Source organism: Mycolicibacterium llatzerense, from assembly GCF_025331195.1.
Classification (GTDB): Bacteria; Actinomycetota; Actinomycetes; order Mycobacteriales; family Mycobacteriaceae; genus Mycobacterium; species Mycobacterium llatzerense.
Map to the genome: position 1 here is coordinate 2,477,975 of NZ_LXOV01000001.1, position 17,640 is coordinate 2,495,614.

Here is a 17,640-nt window from a genome sequence, read left to right on the forward strand (position 1 = left end):
CCTACTCCTCGGATTTCCCGTTGGCGTTCTTGTGGTCGCGGCTGATGTCCACCATGAAGTTGGCGAAGTAGCCCTTCAGCTGGGGGTCGCTCATCATCTGCCACCTCGGCGCCAGCAGCTTCATGTACCGCTCGACATAGAGGAACTGCTTACCGATCAGCACCAGCTCGCGGGGCAGCTTGACGTCATACGCGTCCGCGAGGGTGGAGAGCTGCTTGCCGATCTCGGCGTAGGACAGGTCGCCCAGCGACGTCATGGTGAGCGGCGTGGTGAAGGCCTCCAGGTCCTTGGCCGCCTGGCCCTCCGGTTTGACCGTGCCCACTGCGCCCATCATCACCACGATCCGGCCGGCCGCCGCGTGATCCTTCGAGACCAGCAGCGCGTACACCAACTCGCGCAGCAGCCACCGGGTCCGCGGGTCGATGCGACCCATGATCCCGAAGTCGAAGAAGACGATCTTGCCGTCCTTGTCGACGTGCAGGTTGCCGGCGTGCAGGTCGCCGTGGAACAGGCCGTGCTTGAGGCCACCCTCGAAGACGCTGAACACCAGCGCCTTGACCAGCTCCTCGCCGTCGAACCCGGCCTTGCGGATGGCGGCGGCATCGTCGATGCGGATGCCCTCGACGCGCTCCATGGTGAGCACGCGCTCGCTGGTCAGATCCCAGTAGACCTGGGCCACCCGGATGTTCTGTCCCAGCGGCGAGGAGTGCATGTGTGCCACCCAGGCGTCCATCGACTGCGCCTCGAGCCGGAAGTCGAGTTCCTCGGCGAGGTTGTCGGCGAAATCGGCGACCACGTCCTGCGCGGACAGTCGCTGGCCCAGCTTGGCCATCTCGGCGACCTGCGCACCGCGCTTGAGGATCTGCAGGTCGGCGGCCACCCGTCGGCGGATGCCGGGGCGCTGAATCTTGACCACGACCTCTTCGCCGGAGTGCAGCGTGGCGTAGTGCACCTGGGCGATGGAGGCGGAGGCGAAGGGTTCGTCGTCGAAGCTGGCGAAGAGGTCGGCCGGATCGCCGCCGAGTTCTTCGCGCAGCAGCTTGTGGACCTGGTCCTTGTCGGCGGGCGGGACCCGGTCCAGCAGGCTGCGGAACTCGCGGCTCAGGGGCTCACCGAAGGCGCCGGGGCTCGACGCGATGATCTGGCCCAGCTTGACGTACGTCGGCCCCAGGTCGGAGAACGTTTTCGGGACTTGTTTGAGCACCTTGTGCTGCAGGCTGCCCTTGGAGAAGGCACCGCCGACGATGCGTACGCCGGTCCGTGCGAGCTGCCAGCCGGTGGCCCCGATGCGGGCGGCTTCGACGGGCAGCGGCACCCGGTCCAGCCGGGCACCCTCGCGGTGGGGGGTCTTCCGCGTTGAACTCATTGGTGAAGTGTCTCAAAACCGCGGGTACCGCCAAAAAGGTGTGCCCTGCATCACTCCTTCGGCGGTGCTCGGGTCAGACGAAGACGCTCTCGATATCGGCGCGGCTGCGGGCCGGGTCGCTGCCGGGCACGTACGTCGGGACGGTGTGCGGAGCCAGCTCCGGATCGATGCCGCCTTTGACCCGGGCCTTTGCCTGCCGGAATTCGGGGAACGGTCCGGCGGCGGTGTGCAGGCCGTTGATGATCGACCACACCACGGCGCGGCGGGCGGTCCGCTCGATGGGGTTCGGGTCGGTGTGCCCGAGCAGCTGCTTGGCCCATTTGGGCATGGTGTCGCGGACCGCCCAGTCGACCGCGCTCTGCGGCATCGGCAGGTTCGGGCCGGTGGCCATCGCCGCGCCGTAGGTCAGCGCCAGCTTGGGGAGGTAGGACTGCAGGCAGTCCAGGGTCTCGGCCTTCGTCGTCGGCAGATCGGTGCCGCCGAGGGCGTGACCGACCCGGATGAACTCGCCGTAGTAGCGGTCGAGTTTCTTGCCGCGCAACGGGTTTGGATGGTAGAGCTCGTGCGCTGTGGCCAGGCCCCAGACGACCGTCGCGTAGTTCCAGCGCAGCCAGTCCGGGTCGTCGGCGTCGTAGGCGGCGCCGTCCGGCCGGACGCCCTTGATGGTGTGGTGCATGGCGCGCACGGTCCGGGCCAGGTTCTCGGCGGTCTCGGTGCTGCCATACGCGGTGCCGATGAAGAACGCGATGGAATGACCCAGCCGGACGGCCGCGCCCTTCGGATCGATCACCGGGCTGGCGACTCCGTTCTCGTCGCGCTGGACCAGGCGGGAGTGGTGCATGCCCATCCAGTAGATCGACGGGTCGAGGCGCTCGATGAACGCGGCGCACTGCAGGCCGAAGACCAGGGCCTCGGTGTGTGAGTGCACATGCCAGACGGCGCTGCCGGGGCCGAACCAGCCCGGGTCGCCGGCCGGGCCCGCGAAGTCCATGCCGCGGAAATAGTTCCGCCGGATGGTCTCGTCGAACCGGTGCTGAAGCTGGTGCTCGATGAACTGGTGCGGCAGGTACACGTCAACCCCTTCTGGTCACGGTCGTAACCAGAATAGTATTTGGTGACGGGTGTGACCAGACCTAGGCTGTAGGGATGTCGACACCGACCAGATGGGCGGGGATTCCGCTCGACGACCGCCGCACCGAGCGGCGCGGGCTCCTGGTCGACGCCGCATTCGAATTGTTCGGCTCCGGCGGCGAGACGGCCTTGTCGGTCCGCTCGGTGTGCCGCGAATGCGGGCTCAACACCCGGTACTTCTACGAGAGCTTCGACGGCATCGACGACCTGCTGGGCGCCGTCTACGACAAGGTGAGCATCGAGCTGGCCACGGTGGTCGACGCGGCGATCACCGTCGCCGGCGACTCGGTGCGCGAGCGGACCCGCGCCGGTACCGCCGCGGTACTGGGCTTCGGTTCCGCCGATCCGCGGCGCGGGCGGGTGCTGTTCACCGAAGCACGCGCCAACCCCGTGCTGGCCGCGCGCCGGGCCGTCACCCAGGACCTGTTGCTCGATGCCGTCCTGGCCGAGGGCGGCCGGCTGCACCCCGGCTCGGATCCCGTCGCCGCGCGCGTCGGTGCGGCCATGTACACCGGCGCGATGGCCGAACTGGCCCAGCAGTGGCTGTCCGGTTCGCTCGGCACGGATCTGGATGTGGTGGTCGACGCGGCCCTGACGTTGGTACTGCCCCGAGAGTGACGAAATGGCTGCCCCCGGTGAGCGGGGAGCAGCCATTTCGTCGATCTCGAGTTACGGGGCGACGGGTCGCCAGCGCTTGAGGTAGTCCGTCTCCGGCCATTCCTCTGCCGCGGCCAGCAGTTCGTACATGGTGGCGCGGTCGATGGACTCGCGGATGATGTCGGCGTGGCCGGCGTGCCGGGACAGCTCTTCGATGATGTGCATCCCGACCCAGCGCACCGTCCAGTGGTCGATATCGGTCGGGAACCATGGCACGTCATGCGGGATCGGCACCAGGGTCTCCAGGTCGAGGTCGGCGAATGCCTTCAGGGTCGCGGCGTTCTGCTCGCGTAGCGCGGCCAGCAGGTCGTCGAGGGTTTCGTCGTCGCCCACGACGTACTGGTCGGCGTACTCGGCCATGATTTCCGCCATCGGCCGCGGGTCCGGCGGCGGGAAGTCGGGGGCGGCCACCGCCCGCTCGACCCAGCCGGCTTGCACGGCGGTGACGTGCTTGATCAGGCCGCCGACCGACAGCGCACTGACCGATGGGGTGGAGCGGGCCTGCTCGTCGGTGAGTCCGTAGGCGACGGCCGCGAAGGCATCCTGCTGGAATGCGATGAAATTGATCAGGGTCTGGCGTTCGTCGGCGGCGGGTGCGGGCTGTCCGGGCATGCTCAGTTCTCTTTCTGGGTGTGGGTGTAAAGGTCACGGATGCAGGCGATTTCCGCTCCGTGGTGAATGACTTCGCGATTGATGTGCAGCACCAGGGTGGCCATTGAGAAGTCAGCGTAGGGGCCTTCTGCCGGCCCGCACGGCTGGGCCAGTGCGGCGTCGTCGAGCCCGCGGACTCCGGCGATCCAGTTCGCGTAGGCGGCGTCGAGCTGATCCAGCGCGGTGTGCGCATCGAGGGCGTAGGGCCACGACTGGTAGTCGGCCGGCGGCCCGCCGAAATGCGAATGGTTCCGCATGGCCAGGACGCCGACGATGACGTGTGCCAATCGCCAGGCGATGGTGGTGAACGGCTCGGGTTGCGGTGGGGGATAGCTGAAGTCGATGGACCCGTCGGGGTGGAGGGTCCAGCAGCCGGGGACCGGCTGCCAGAAGTATTCGTCGTCGGTCAGTCCCTCGAGTCGGGGGCGTAGTTGGTGTTGCCAGTGCCAGTCGAGTTGGTCGGCCAGTTCTTCGGTCACGAGGAAAGCCTGACATCCAATTAGGACTGTTTCTGTCCTATGAGTGCGGCAGAGTGTTGTCATGTCCGAAACGACGAGCCGGGTCCTCCAACTGCTGGGCCTGTTGCAGGCGCGCCGGGTGTGGACCGGGCAGGAGCTGGCGGATCGGCTGGGCGTCACCGGGCGCAGCGTCCGGCGCGATATCGAGCGGCTGCGCGACCTCGGCTATCCGGTACATGCCAGCAAGGGTCGCGACGGCGGCTACCAGTTGGGTGCCGGTGCCGCGTTGCCTCCGCTGCTGCTCGACCCCGAGGAGGCCGTCGCGATGGCGGTATGTCTGCGGCTGGCGGCCGGTGGCAGCGTCGCGGGCGTCGGTGAGTCGGCGCTGCGGGCACTGTCCAAACTCGACCAGGTGATGCCGTCCCGGCTCCGGTCGCAGGTGTCCGCGGTGCACGACGCGACAGTGACGTTGACCGGCGGCAGCTCGGTGGAAGCGGTATCGCCCGACGACCTGATGACGCTGGCCCGCGCCTGCCGGGATCACGAACACATCAGGCTCGGCTACACCGATATCCGCGGCAACAGCACCGAACGGCGGCTGGAGCCCTATCAACTGGTCACCACCGGACGCCGCTGGTACCTGCTGGCCTACGACCGCGACAAGGCGGACTGGCGCACGCTGCGGCTGGACCGGATGGTCGACGTCAGAGCCGCGGGTACGACGTTCGCCCCGCGCCCGGCGCCCGACGCGGCCGACTACGTGCGCCGGGCCATCACCGCGTCGCCGTACCGCTACGTCGCGCGGGTCCGCTTCGAGGCGTCAGAAAGTCAACTGGCACAGGTGTTTTCCGCGTCCTCGGCGCAGATCGAGGCAGACGGTCCGGACCGCTGCATCGTGACCGCCGGGGGCGACGACCCGGAGCGCATCGTGCTGCATCTGGCGATGCCGGGCTACCGGTTCGAGGTGCTCGAGCCGCCCGAGGTGGTTGCCGCGACGCGCGCGGTCGCCGACCGGCTGCGTGCCGCAATGCCGCCCGGCTGAAGGGGATTGACCGTATGGTGCAGGGGTGTCGACGGGACGACTCCTGCAGGTGACGGCGGTAGTTTCCACCGAGTTGTTCGTCGGGCCGGCCGATGAGCCGTGGCAGATCGTGCGGGTGGACTACACCGGATGCGCACAGCCCACCGAGGTCAGGGTCGTCGGGGACGGCTTGACCGGCCAGGCCGTGGCGCAGCCGGGCGACGGCGCGGTGGAGATTCCGGTGGTGGTGCAGGATGCGCAGCCGGGCCAGGTCCGGCCCGCGCACCTGGAGATCGACGGCGCGCGGACCGCGTTCGAGTTCGTCGTCGCCGAGCCCGGCTGGACCATGCACATGATCAGCCACTTCCACTACGACCCGGTGTGGTGGAACACCCAGGCCGCGTACACCAGCGTCTGGACCGAGGACCCGCCCGGACGGTGCCGGCAGACCAACGGCTTCGAGCTCGTCACCGCACACCTCGAAATGGCAAGGCGGGAACCGGAATACAAGTTCGTGCTGGCCGAGGTCGACTACCTCAAGCCCTACTGGGACACCCACCCGGAGCAACGCGCCCAGCTGCGTGCGTTGCTGGCCGAGGGCCGGGTCGAGATCATGGGCGGCACCTACAACGAGCCGAACACCAACCTGACCAGTCCCGAGACCGCGATCCGGAACTTCGTGCACGGCATCGGTTTTCAGCGCGACGTGATGGGCGCAGACCCGGCGACGGCCTGGCAACTGGACGTGTTCGGCCACGATCCGCAGTTCCCGGGAATGGCGGCCGACGCCGGGCTGACCTCCAGTTCGTGGGCCCGTGGCCCACATCACCAGTGGGGGCCGATGCACCGTGACGGCGATCCCGAGCGCATGCAGTTCGCCAGCGAATTCGACTGGATCGCACCGTCGGGCCGTGGGCTGCTGACCCACTACATGCCGGCGCATTACGCCGCCGGGTGGTGGATGGATTCGTCGGCGTCGTTGCAAGAGGCCGAGAACGCCACCTACGAGACGTTCGCAAAACTGAAAAAGGTTGCGCTGACCCGCAATGTGCTCCTGCCCGTCGGCACCGACTACACCCCGCCGAACAAGTGGGTGACCGAGATTCACCGCGACTGGGCCGCCCGCTACACCTGGCCCCGCTTCGTGTGTGCGCTGCCGCGGGAGTTCTTCGCCGCGGTGCGTGACGAACTCGCGGCCGATGGCACCCAGCCGTCGCCGCAGACCCGCGACATGAACCCGATCTACACGGGCAAAGATGTGTCGTACATCGACACCAAACAGGCCAACCGCGCCGCCGAGAACGTCGTGCTGGCAGCCGAACGGTTCGCGGTGTTCGCCGGATTACTCACCGGCGCCACCTACCCACAAGCGGCTCTGGCCAAAGCGTGGGTTCAGCTGGCCTACGGCGCACACCACGACGCCATCACCGGGTCGGAATCCGACCAGGTGTACCTCGACCTGCTCACCGGCTGGCGCGACGCCTGGGAACTCGGCCGGACCGCGCGCGACAACGCGGTGGCGCTGCTGTCGCGCGCCGTCGACGGCGACATCGTGGTGTGGAACCCATTGGCGCACAGCAGAACCGACATCGTCACCGTCCACCTCGACCAACCGCTGGCTGGGTCGGTCTTCGACGCGGACGGCGCGCCGGTCCCGGTCCTGATCGAAGACGACGGCCACACCGTCACCTGGCTGGCGCGCGACGTGCCGTCCCTCGGCTGGCGGGGATACACACTCGGCGGAGACACGCTGCGATCGGTGCGGAAACCGGCCTCGTGGGAACCCAAGTCCGGTACCACCATCAGCAACGAACGCTACGGCTGCACCGTCGATCCCGGCCGCGGTGGGGCGGTGTCTTCGCTGTTCCGCGAGGGCGTCGAACTGATCGGCACGGGCCAGGTCGGCAACGAGATCGCCGTCTACGACGAACATTCCGCGCACCCCACCGAACACGAAGGGCCCTGGCATCTGCTGCCCAAGGGACCGGTGGTGGGCTCGGCCGAACGTCCTGCCGATTCAGTGCAGGCTTATCGCAGCGCGCTGGGGGAGCGGTTGGTGGTCACCGGCCGGATCGGCGACGTGCTGCGCTACACCCAGACCATCACCCTGTGGCACGGCGTGGACCGCGTCGACTGCCGCACCGTGATCGACGAATTCACCGGCGCCGACAAGCTGCTGCGACTGCGCTGGCCCTGCCCGGTGCCGGGCGCGATGCCGGTCAGTGAGGTCGGCGACGCGGTGATCGGGCGCGGCTTCGGGCTACTGCACCAACGGGATTCGCACGAGGCCGTCGATACCGCGGACCACCCCTACACCTTGGACAATCCCGCCTACGGGTGGTTCGGACTGTCATCGGCGGTGCAGGTCCGGGTACGCGACGCGCACGATGTACACGTGCGGGCGGTGTCGGTCGCCGAGGTCGTGGTGCCGAACGCCGCCGACCCGCAGACACCGACCCGGGAGCTCATGGTCGCCTTGGTCCGGGCCGGGGTGACGGCCACCTGCAGCAGCGCCGACAAACCGCGCTACGGCGACCTCGCCGTCGACTCCAACCTGCCCGACGCCCGCATCGCGCTCGGCGGGCCCGACGAGAACCGTTTCACCGCAGCGGTATTGGCGGCAGCCGACCCGTGCTACGGCGCTGAACTGCGGCGCCGTCTCGCCGCCGGTAACGTCCGGCTCTGGGTGCCCGCCGACGCCGACCTCGTGCAGCGCTGGATTCCCGGCGCCGACCTGACGGGGGTGCGGGCGCTGCCGGTGCTGATCGTCGCCGGACCCGACGCCACGCAAGACCTGATCGCCGCCCTCGCCGCCGCCGAGATCACGGTCGAGCAGGACGCCGCGGCCGGCATCGGGCCCTTCGACGCCCGGACCGTGGCCGTATTGAACCGGGGCGTACCGGGTTTCGCCGTCGAACCGGACGGCGTCCTGCACACCTCGTTGATGCGGTCGTGCACTGGCTGGCCGTCGGGCACCTGGATCGACCCGCCCCGCCGGACCGCACCCGATGGCTCGAATTTCCAGCTCCAGCACTGGACCCATGCTTTCGACTACGCCGTCGCGGCCGGTGACGGTGACTGGCGCGCGGCGGGCATTGCGCGCCGCAGCGCCGAGTACTCCGAGCCGCTGCTCGCGGTGCACACCGATCATCCGGCCGTAGCCGGCGGATTGCCCAGCACCGGTTCACTGTTGGGCGTCGAACCCGAGTCCGGGGTGACGCTCGCCGCGCTGAAGGCCACCGGCAACCCGATCGCCACCGGCAGCAGCGCGCCCGTCGACCCGAGGTCGGGCATCACCCTGCGCCTGGTGCAGACCTCGGGAAGGCCGACCGAGGTCAGCGTCACCTCGGGAATCCGGCACCTCGAGGACGTGGCACGCCTGGATCTCCTCGAACAACCCGTGACCGGCGACGGGAAAGACCTGCGGCTGCACGGTTTCGAGATCGCCACCGTGCGGGCACGGCTCGAGCTGCCCCATGTGCTCAATGGCGACCACGCCACCTTGGCGCCGGATGCCGAAGTCGCCCAACCGGTTTACGCCCGGTACTGGCTGCACAACCGCGGCCCAGCGCCGTTGGGCGGTTTGCCGGCGGTCGCCCACGTGCACCCCACTGAAACATCCGGCGAACCGGGTGCGCCCGTGCAATTGCGCGTCACCGCGGCCAGCGACTGCACCGACACCGCGCTGCACGGCCGGGTACGGGTGCTGTGCCCCGACGGCTGGTCGGCCAGCCCGGACGAGCTGCCCTTCGTGCTGCCTCCCGGCGGTTATCTGGAAACCGAAGTGCAGCTGGAACTTCCGGTCGCGGTCCCCGTCGGCCGGTACCCGGTACGGGTCGAACTCGCGGTCACCGGCGGTGCCAAGCACACCCAGATTCCGGCTGCCTGGCGCCAGACGGTGGAGGACGTCTGTGTCGTCACCGTCGGCGAACCCGTTGACGCACCGTTGCTCACGCTGGTCGCCGAGCCCGAACCGGTCGACGTCGTCGCGGGTGGACACGCGGACCTGAGCGTCACCGTCGGCTCTGCTGCCGGCGCGCCGCTGAGCCTGGAGGCGCACTTGATCAGCCCGTGGGGCACCTGGGAATGGCTGGGGCCGGGCGTGCTCGGCGCCGACGTCCCAGCCGGCGGCACCGTCGCGCTGGACTTCGATGTGGCGCCGCCGCTGTGGGTCGGCCCGGGGCAGTGGTGGGCATTGATCCGGATCGCGGCCGCCGGGCGGGTGCTCTACACCCCGGCGGTATCGGTGCGGGTCCGATGAGCCACGTCGCCACCGTCGCCGGGCGGGCCATTCCGGTGAGCGACCTCGACGACCGTGAATCACGTTTGCGGGCAAGCGCATCGGCGCCGTCGCTGCCGGTGCCCGGGACCAGTGAAGGCCGCCAGCTGCGGCGCTGGCTGACCCAGTTGCTGGTCACCGACGAGCTGGTGCGCGTGGCAGCCGGCGAACTCGGTGTCGATCACCGCGATGCGCCTACCGAAGCCGATCTGCTGCCCGACGCCGCCGCCCGGATGGAGCTCGGCAGCGTCGCCGCGGCGGCCCTCGAACAGCCGCTGGCGCGCGCGCTGTTCGTCCGCGTGACCGCCGACGTCCGGCTCGCGGGCGACGAGGTCGAGCGCTACCACGCCCGCAACCCCCTGCGGTTCGCCCCGCCCGTTCCTGGTCTCGGCGGCTGGTCCACCGCGCCGACCGTCGCCCCGCCACTGGATCAGGTGCGGCCGCAGATCGCCGCACATCTGCTGGGGTCGGCGCGCCGACGCACCTTCCGGCATTGGCTCGACGCCCGCCGGGCCGAGTCGGTGCACCTGGCACCTGGATATGAACACCCCGGCGACCCACGCCAGCCCGACCATGTGCACCGGCATTGAGGCCACGATGCCCGAACTGACCCTCGCTCTCGACATCGGCGGCACCAAGATCGCCGCGGCGCTCGTCGACCCGGATGGCGCGCTCGTGCACCGCGCGCAGCTGCCCACGCCGCACGCGGACCGCGAGCTGGTGTGGGCAACCGTCGACACCCTGGTCGGCGCCGCACTCGGCGCGGCCGCCGGGCGGTCGCTGCGGGGTGTTGGCGTCGGCTCCGCCGGTCCCATCGACGTCTCGGCGGGCACCGTGAGTCCGCTGAATATCGCTGTCTGGCAACAGTTTCCGTTGGTACAGCGACTCGCCGAGCGTACCGGCCTGCCGGTACGGCTGGCCGGTGATGTCGTATGCCTGGCCATGGGTGAGCAATGGCGCGGGGCCGGTCAGGGGGCGCAGTTCCTGCTCGGCATGGTGGTGTCGACCGGTATCGGCGGCGGGTTGGTGCTCGATGGCGCGCCGTACCTCGGTCGCACCGGCAATGCCGGGCACATCGGGCACGTCGTGGTGGACCCCGACGGCCCGCGCTGCGCGTGCGGTGGTCAGGGTTGCGTGGAGGCGGTGGCCTCGGGTCCGCACCTGGCGCGCTGGGCGCACGAGCACGGCTGGGACGCGCCGGCGGATGCCGACGCGAAGGCGCTGGCCGACGCTGCCGGCCGGGGGGATCCGGTTGCGGTGCAGGCGTTCGCGCGCGGTGCCGATGCGATCGCCGTCGCCATCGCGTCGGCGGCGGCGGTCTGCGATCTGGATCTGGTGGTGCTCGGCGGAGGTGTGGCGAACGCGGGGGAGGTGCTGTTCGCCCCGCTGCGGGCGGCGCTGCCCCGTTATGCGGGGTTGAGCTTCCTGCGCGGCCTGCGGGTGGTGCCCGCCGCCCTCGGCGGCGACGCCGGCCTGGTCGGCGCGGCGGCCCTGTTCCGTTCTTGAGAAGCGTTGCGCTCCATGTGCTTTCGGCCCCAATCGCACAGGGCCCACAGCACGGGACCCAGCGTCTTGCCGTATTCGGAGATCGAGTAGTGCACGCACGGCGGCACCGTGCCGGCGTCGTGGCGGTCGATGATGCCGTCGGCCACCAGCTCGTGCAGGTGCCGGATGAGCATGCGCTCGGTGATGTCGGGGATGCTGCGCCGGAGTTCGGCGGTGCGCATCGGACCGTCCGAGAGCCGCCACAGGATGGTGCCCTTCCAGCGGCCGTCGACGACGGAGAGGGCGGCGTCGATCGGGCACTCGCCGATCTCTTTCTTCGATACCGCCACGGTGCACCTCCTGGTCATCATGCTGACTAATTTGTCAGTACCTTGTTATTTGTCAGCATAGTGACCAGGCTCGATGTCATGGAACACATTGCGCAACTACTCACCGTGATCGTCGTCGGCACGCTGGTCGGTGTCGAGTTCGGCGTCGCCGCGTTCATGAATCCGATCCTGGAACGGCTGCCCGACGACGCCTACCGCCAGGCGCGCGCGACCGGCAGCCGGCTCCTCGGGACGGTGATGCCGTTCTGGTACGTCGCCGCGGCCGCACTGCTGGTCGGGGATGCGGTGCTCGGGCGGGCGCCGCTGGCCATCGCCGCCATGGTGGTGATGGGGGCGGTGATGGTCCTGACCCTGACCACGCTGGTGCCGATCAACAACCGGGTCGCGGCGTGGGCGGGCGCCGGTCCTGACGAGGCGCCGACGAACCGGGCGCTGGCCCACCGCTGGGACCGGCTGCACTGGCTCCGCGTGGCGCTCCTACTCGTGGCGTTCGTCCTGGTGGCGCTGCCCCGGTGAAGCCGGTGCCCACTGGCCGGACATGAGGTAGGCCTGTGATTTAGGTAAGACTAAGCTAAGTTGATCTTGTTACCGGTGCGTGAACATCTCTTCACTCGCCCAGTTGAATCAGACTTAGTGAGGTAGTGGCATGCGCGTCGTCTTCTTCGGTTTCCAGACGTGGGGGGTCAAGACGCTGCAGGCGTTGATCGATCTGGGACACGACGTGCCGATGGTGGTCACGCATCCGACCAGCACAGACTCGTACAAGGCGATCTTCTCGGATTCGGTCGAGGAACTCGCCCAGGCGCACGGCATCCCGGTGCACCTGACCATGCGGGCCGACCACGAGACCATCGACCTCGTCAAGCGCTCAGAACCCGACGTCATCGTCGTCAACAGCTGGTACACGCGGATGACGGACGAGCTGTACGACCTGCCGCCGTACGGGACGCTGAACCTGCACGACTCCCTGCTGCCGAAGGGGACCGGCTTCTCCCCGGTCATCTGGTCGCTGATCAGCGGCGAGGCCCAGATCGGCCTGACGGTGCACCGGATGGACGAGGACCTCGACACCGGGGACATCCTCGTGCAGCATTCGCTGCCCATCGGCCCGCACGACACCGGCACCGAACTGGTCGAGCGTGGCATCGCCCTGATCCCCGGCGCGCTGAAGGAAGCGTTTGCGGCCCTCGAATCCGGCAACCCGCAGTGGCGGCCGCAGAACAAGGCGACCCGCACCTACTTCCACAAGCGGTCCGAACGCGACAGCCTCATCGACTGGACTTGGCCGGCCGAAGACCTGGAACGCCTGGTGCGCGCGCTGTCGGCGCCGTACCCGCCCGCCTTCACCTTCTACCTCGGTGAACGGATCGAGGTGCTGGCGGCGAAGGTCTCCGAAATTCGCTACGGCGGCACCCCGGGACGCGTGATCGTGCAGGAGGGCGGCGGCGCCGTGGTCTGCGGCCCGAACGCCTACCGCGGTGGGAACCTCGGCCTCGTCATCACCCGACTCCGCACGGCCGATGGCGTGGAACACGGCGGAGCGGAGTTCTTCCGCCGCGGCGGTTACCTGGCCAGCGAGGCCTGAACCCGTGCCGCTGCTGACATACATCGCGACGCCGTCGTGGCTCAGGTCCATCCGCCGCCGGATGCTCGCGCTGATTCCGGTCCGGTTCCTGCGGCACGTCCTCTATCTCTTGATGATCCGCAAGCGGGGCAACTTCGACGAGCCGCAGACCTTCAACGAGAAGGTGAACTGGCGCATCTTCAACGATCGCCGGGAACGGATCTTCAAGGCCTGCGACAAGATGTGGATGAAAGAGATGGCCCGGGCGGCGTATCCGGGCGCCGATCTCCGCATCCCCGCCACGTACTGGTCGGGTACCGATCTGCAGGACGCGGGGGATCTGACGACACTGCCGCCCTGGGTGCTCAAGCCCAACGCCAGCAGTGGCCAGGCGCTGTTCGGTCCTGATCCGCAGACCGATCTGGCCCGCCTGCAGGATCAGACCAGCAGCTGGTTCCAGGAGACGCCGCTGGAGCTCGGCGAGTGGGGCTACAGCGAAGCCCGCCCGCTGCTCCTGATCGAGGAACGTATCCCCACGCCGGATGGTCAGCCGCCGGTCGACTACAAGTTCTTCGTGTTCGACGGCCGCGTGGAGCTCATCCAGGTGAATCGGGGCCGGTTCGGCCAGAACCAGACCACGACTTTCCTGGACGCGGACTGGCGCCGGCTGCCCGTGCGCTGGCGCATCCACCCGGTGGCCGCCGAAGAGCGGCCGGTGGAGCTGGACAAGATGCTCGAAATCGCCCGCACTTTGGGTGCGGACTGGGACTTCATCCGCGTCGACCTCTATGCCGTCGACGGCGACGTGTGGTTCGGGGAGTACACCCCGTACCCGGGCACCGGCATGCTGCGCTACGAGCCGATGAGCTTCGACCTCGAGCAGGGCCGGCAGTGGCGGCTGCCGACAGCCGACCAGGTGCGCCGCGGGCAGCCATAGCCGGCTGAGTCCGCGGCACTGCCGTCTCGGGCCGTTTTGGCTGATCGGCAGGCCATCGGCTACTCTGATCCAGTTCCACCGAAGACCGTCGGTCACCGAGCAATCGGTTGAAGGCCCAGGCACTGCCTGGCGGCCCACGCAGGAGGACGAGGTTTTCAGAGTTTTTATTCTGCGCGCCCCGACCTTTCTGTGTCGGGGCGCTTTGCATTTCTGGCCTCGATCGAAGCCGAATCCCCGGCAGTCTCCAGTGGGCCGATGAATACACCACAAGGAGGCATGTATGGCCAAGGCTGACAAAGCCACTGCGGTCGCAGACATTGCCGAACAGTTCAAGGCCTCGACGGCCACTGTCGTGACCGAGTACCGCGGTCTGACGGTTGCCAATCTCGCCGAGCTGCGTCGCTCCCTTGGTGCCTCGACGACCTACACGGTCGCCAAGAACACCCTGGTCAAGCGCGCTGCCTCGGAGGCTGGGATCGAAGGCCTCGACGACCTGTTCGCAGGTCCGACCGCCATCGCGTTCATCACCGGCGAGCCGGTCGATGCCGCGAAGGCAATCAAGAAGTTCGCGAAGGATCACAAGCAGCTCGTCATCAAGGGCGGCTACATGGACGGCGCTGCGCTGTCTGTGGCCCAGGTCGAGAAGATCGCCGACCTCGAGTCGCGCGAAGTGCTGCTGTCCAAGCTGGCCGGCGCCCTCAAGGCGAAGCAGTCCCAGGCCGCGGCGCTGTTCGTTGCGCCCGCGTCCCAGGTTGCCCGCCTGGCCGCCGCTCTGCAGGACAAGAAGGCCGCCGAGTCGGCTGCCTGATCCATCTAGACCAACCAAAACAAGAAAAACCAAGGAAGGACCATTCACATGGCCAAGCTGTCCACCGAAGAACTGCTCGACGCGTTCAAGGAAATGACCCTGCTGGAGCTCTCGGAGTTCGTGAAGCAGTTCGAGGAGACCTTCGACGTCACCGCCGCTGCTCCGGTCGCCGTTGCCGCCGCTGGTGGCGCTGCTGCTCCCGCCGAGGCTGCTGAGGAGCAGTCCGAGTTCGACGTCATCCTCGAGGGTGCCGGCGACAAGAAGATCGGCGTCATCAAGGTCGTCCGCGAGATCGTTTCCGGCCTGGGCCTGAAGGAAGCCAAGGACCTGGTCGACGGCGCCCCCAAGCCGCTGCTGGAGAAGGTCTCGAAGGAGGCCGCCGAGGACGCCAAGGCCAAGCTCGAGGCCGCCGGCGCTTCGGTGTCCGTCAAGTAAGTTCGCCAGAACTGACGTTTTCCCCCGGAGTCCATTGCGGACTCCGGGGGATTTCGCTTTTCAGGGGTTATAAATCGGGGCATTTCTGACCCTGTCGGGGACCATGGGGTAGTTGGCTCAGTGCCCATCAGAGTGACTTCTGGGCGGGCCGCCCGATAGTTGGAACAAGGTGCATCAGCTCGCGATCGATGCGCTACAGTGACTCAAGCCACAGGCAGGGCAGCAAATGGCGCGCGAGCGCTGGCGGAAGGGATCTCACATGGGCGTCCAAATCGACGTGACAGGACTGAGTAAGTCCTTTGGGTCGTCGAAGATCTGGGAAGACGTCACTTTGACCATCCCCGCCGGTGAGGTCAGCGTCATGCTGGGCCCGTCCGGTACCGGTAAGTCGGTGTTCCTGAAGTCGCTGATCGGCCTGCTGCGCCCCGAGCGTGGCTCCATCGTCATCGATGGCACCAACATCATCGAGTGCTCGGCCAAGGAGCTCTACGAGATCCGCAAGATCGTCATGGAGAAGCTGGACGTCGTGGGTATGCCCAACGACGGTCACAAGTTCCCGGGCGAAATCTCCCCCCGGGGTGCGCTGAGCGCACGCCCGAGCGTGTTGCGAGGGCGGCAACGCCGGTGATCTTGGTCACGGCAGGTCCGTCGGCGGCGACGTGCGAGTGGCGCCGCGGGGCCCGCTGGGTCACGATGGCAGCGGCCCGGATCGCAATTTGCCGGTAAAACTCCACACCAAACACCGTGGCAACTCTTGACTGAGGCCCGCAAACGGGCCAATCTGTTGGGCAGCATGTATTCAAGGGTTCTCGGCGCCAGCCAGCGTCAACCGATCAAACCCTTCATCAAGCATGCCGTGGTTGAGGAATGCGCCGTCCTACGCTAATGTTGGACGTTGCGCTGGCTGCATCCTGCCCACCTCACCCGCACCTGACACCTTCTAGCCTGAGCCCTGCTCAGTGATCTAGTCGCGTGCCCTGTGTCTTGTAAGGCCCGGACTGTGAGAACGCCAGCCGGACCGACACAGATAGAGCGGCACTTCGGACCGGTTTCGACCGGCACCGGAACAGTCGCATCAGGTGCTGGAAGGACGCATCTTGGCAGTCTCTCGCGAGAGACTGCCAAGATGCGTCCTTCCAGCACCTGATGCGACTGTTCCGGTGCCGGTCGAAACCGGTCCGAAGTGCCGCTCTATCTGTGTCGGTCCGGCTGGCGTTCTCACAGTCCGGGCCTTACAAGACACAGGGCACGCGACTAGATCACTGAGCAGGGCTCAGGCTAGAAGGTGTCAGGTGCGGGTGAGGTGGGCAGGATGCAGCCAGCGCAACGTCCAACATTAGCGTAGGACGGCGCATTCCTCAACCACGGCATGCTTGATGAAGGGTTTGATCGGTTGACGCTGGCTGGCGCCGAGAACCCTTGAATACATGCTGCCCAACAGATTGGCCCGTTTGCGGGCCTCAGTCAAGAGTTGCCACGGTGTTTGGTGTGGAGTTTTACCGGCAAATTGCGATCCGGGCCGCTGCCATCGTGACCCAGCGGGCCCCGCGGCGCCACTCGCACGTCGCCGCCGACGGACCTGCCGTGACCAAGATCACCGGCGTTGCCGCCCTCGCAACACGCTCGGGCGTGCGCTCAGCGCACCCCGGGGGGAGATTTCGCGATCTGCCTGCACCCTCGTCGACAGAAATCGCGCCCGGACTGAGGCAGCCCGGGCGCGATTTTCGACGTTCCGCGGATCAGGCCCGCGGAATCTGAGCCGTCACCGGGTCGTCGGAGCGACCGGTCCTGTTGAGGTCTTCGAGGATGGCGGCCTGCGCGGCGGGCGGCAGGGTGTGCAGGATCGAACGCACCCGAGCCTGACGACGGGCCACGGCCTGGCGGACCGGCATACCCGGGGTCACCTCGATCTGCGGCGGCACGCCCTCGATCTCCTCGACACCACCATCGGAGTGACCGGCATCGATCGCGGCCTGCTCGGCGGCGGCGGTCGCGGCGTCCTTCTCCTCGGACATACCGATGGGGCCGATACGACGACCGTTGAGGAACTGCTTGACCGCCGGCTCCTCACTGGTCAGCAGCACCTCGCGGGGGCCGAACATGACCAGGTGCTTGCGGTAGAGCATGCCGATGTTGTCCGGCACCGTACGCACGATGTTGATGTTGTGCGTCACGATCAGCACCGTGGCGTCGATCTGCGCGTTGATGTCGATCAGCAGCTGCGACAGGTAGGCGGTACGGACGGGGTCCAGACCGGAGTCCGGCTCGTCGACCAGGATGATCTTGGGGTCGAGCACCAGGGCGCGGGCCAGGCCGGCACGCTTGCGCATACCACCGGAGATTTCGCCCGGGAACTTGTGACCGTCGTTGGGCATACCCACGACGTCCAGCTTCTCCATGACGATCTTGCGGATCTCGGACTCGGACTTCTTGGTGTGCTCGCGCAGCGGGAAGGCCGTGTTGTCGTAGATGTTCATCGAGCCGAACAGCGCGCCGTC

At 67.8% G+C, this 17,640-nt stretch carries 16 protein-coding genes and 1 pseudogene; 11 read left to right on the plus strand and 6 right to left on the minus strand.

The genetic code is table 11. The features are described from left to right. Nucleotide 1: 1 nt before the first annotated feature. Nucleotides 2–1,366, minus strand: coding sequence for an ABC1 kinase family protein (locus A7G45_RS12240; RefSeq protein WP_260937315.1), 1,365 nt, complete (start codon nucleotides 1,364–1,366; stop codon nucleotides 2–4). Between the two features lie 73 nt (nucleotides 1,367–1,439). Then, a complete protein-coding gene (locus A7G45_RS12245) occupies nucleotides 1,440–2,438 on the minus strand; it encodes an oxygenase MpaB family protein (RefSeq protein WP_260937317.1) in 999 nt (332 codons plus the stop codon). A 74-nt stretch (nucleotides 2,439–2,512) separates the two neighbouring features. Here A7G45_RS12245 and A7G45_RS12250 point away from each other — a divergent pair, with 74 nt between their 5' ends. Then, a complete protein-coding gene (locus tag A7G45_RS12250; protein WP_260937319.1) occupies nucleotides 2,513–3,115 on the plus strand; it encodes a TetR/AcrR family transcriptional regulator in 603 nt (200 codons plus the stop codon). 51 nt (nucleotides 3,116–3,166) lie between these two features. Here A7G45_RS12250 and A7G45_RS12255 read toward each other — a convergent pair whose 3' ends face one another. Together A7G45_RS12255 and A7G45_RS12260 are read right to left on the minus strand one after the other, a co-directional pair. Further along, nucleotides 3,167–3,766, minus strand: coding sequence for a DinB family protein (locus A7G45_RS12255; protein WP_260937321.1), 600 nt, complete (start codon nucleotides 3,764–3,766; stop codon nucleotides 3,167–3,169). A gap of 2 nt (nucleotides 3,767–3,768) precedes the next feature. Next, the gene (locus A7G45_RS12260; RefSeq protein WP_377042030.1) at nucleotides 3,769–4,284 is read right to left on the minus strand and encodes a DinB family protein; all 516 of its coding nucleotides are present in this window, start codon (nucleotides 4,282–4,284) and stop codon (nucleotides 3,769–3,771) included. Between the two features lie 61 nt (nucleotides 4,285–4,345). Here A7G45_RS12260 and A7G45_RS12265 point away from each other — a divergent pair, with 61 nt between their 5' ends. The 4 genes from A7G45_RS12265 to A7G45_RS12280 are packed head-to-tail and all read left to right on the plus strand — an operon-like array spanning nucleotide 4,346 to nucleotide 11,069. Beyond that, nucleotides 4,346–5,305 (plus strand): helix-turn-helix transcriptional regulator, encoded by a 960-nt coding sequence (locus A7G45_RS12265; protein ID WP_260937324.1) that lies wholly within the window; start codon nucleotides 4,346–4,348, stop codon nucleotides 5,303–5,305. Nucleotides 5,306–5,348: 43 nt separating this feature from the next. After that, nucleotides 5,349–9,545 carry a glycoside hydrolase family 38 N-terminal domain-containing protein gene (locus A7G45_RS12270; protein ID WP_260938136.1) on the plus strand — a complete coding sequence of 1,399 codons (4,197 nt, stop codon included), beginning with the start codon at nucleotides 5,349–5,351 and terminating at the stop codon, nucleotides 9,543–9,545. Continuing rightward, nucleotides 9,542–10,153: a DUF7158 domain-containing protein gene (locus A7G45_RS12275; protein ID WP_260937326.1), complete on the plus strand. Its 612-nt coding sequence runs from the start codon at nucleotides 9,542–9,544 to the stop codon at nucleotides 10,151–10,153. The genes A7G45_RS12270 and A7G45_RS12275 overlap by 4 nt, the downstream gene beginning before the upstream one ends. 7 nt (nucleotides 10,154–10,160) lie before the next feature. Beyond that, nucleotides 10,161–11,069: an ROK family protein gene (locus A7G45_RS12280; RefSeq protein ID WP_260937327.1), complete on the plus strand. Its 909-nt coding sequence runs from the start codon at nucleotides 10,161–10,163 to the stop codon at nucleotides 11,067–11,069. On the opposite strand, the gene A7G45_RS12285 is transcribed toward A7G45_RS12280, so the two are convergent. Continuing rightward, nucleotides 10,970–11,398: a winged helix-turn-helix transcriptional regulator gene (locus tag A7G45_RS12285; RefSeq protein WP_260937328.1), complete on the minus strand. Its 429-nt coding sequence runs from the start codon at nucleotides 11,396–11,398 to the stop codon at nucleotides 10,970–10,972. The two genes, A7G45_RS12280 and A7G45_RS12285, sit on opposite strands and share 100 nt — an antisense overlap. Nucleotides 11,399–11,476: 78 nt before the next feature. On the opposite strand from A7G45_RS12285, the gene A7G45_RS12290 reads away from it, so the two are divergent. The 6 genes and pseudogenes from A7G45_RS12290 to A7G45_RS12315 form a co-directional block, all read left to right on the plus strand. After that, a complete protein-coding gene (locus A7G45_RS12290; RefSeq protein WP_260937330.1) occupies nucleotides 11,477–11,914 on the plus strand; it encodes an anthrone oxygenase family protein in 438 nt (145 codons plus the stop codon). Between the two features lie 130 nt (nucleotides 11,915–12,044). After that, nucleotides 12,045–12,983: a methionyl-tRNA formyltransferase gene (locus tag A7G45_RS12295; RefSeq protein ID WP_260937332.1), complete on the plus strand. Its 939-nt coding sequence runs from the start codon at nucleotides 12,045–12,047 to the stop codon at nucleotides 12,981–12,983. Nucleotides 12,984–12,987: 4 nt separating this feature from the next. After that, a complete protein-coding gene (locus A7G45_RS12300) occupies nucleotides 12,988–13,899 on the plus strand; it encodes an ATP-grasp fold amidoligase family protein (RefSeq protein WP_043401641.1) in 912 nt (303 codons plus the stop codon). Between the two features lie 280 nt (nucleotides 13,900–14,179). Then, the gene (gene rplJ, locus A7G45_RS12305) at nucleotides 14,180–14,707 is read left to right on the plus strand and encodes a 50S ribosomal protein L10 (RefSeq protein WP_043401643.1); all 528 of its coding nucleotides are present in this window, start codon (nucleotides 14,180–14,182) and stop codon (nucleotides 14,705–14,707) included. 48 nt (nucleotides 14,708–14,755) lie between these two features. Beyond that, nucleotides 14,756–15,142: a 50S ribosomal protein L7/L12 gene (rplL, locus tag A7G45_RS12310; protein ID WP_043401646.1), complete on the plus strand. Its 387-nt coding sequence runs from the start codon at nucleotides 14,756–14,758 to the stop codon at nucleotides 15,140–15,142. A 259-nt stretch (nucleotides 15,143–15,401) separates the two neighbouring features. After that, a pseudogene (locus A7G45_RS12315) lies at nucleotides 15,402–15,752 on the plus strand (ATP-binding cassette domain-containing protein); the annotation flags it as partial. A gap of 1,129 nt (nucleotides 15,753–16,881) precedes the next feature. Here A7G45_RS12315 and A7G45_RS12320 read toward each other — a convergent pair. Beyond that, nucleotides 16,882–17,640, minus strand: a 759-nt coding sequence (locus tag A7G45_RS12320) for an ABC transporter ATP-binding protein (protein WP_407667532.1), incomplete at its 5' end; no start/stop codon positions are given.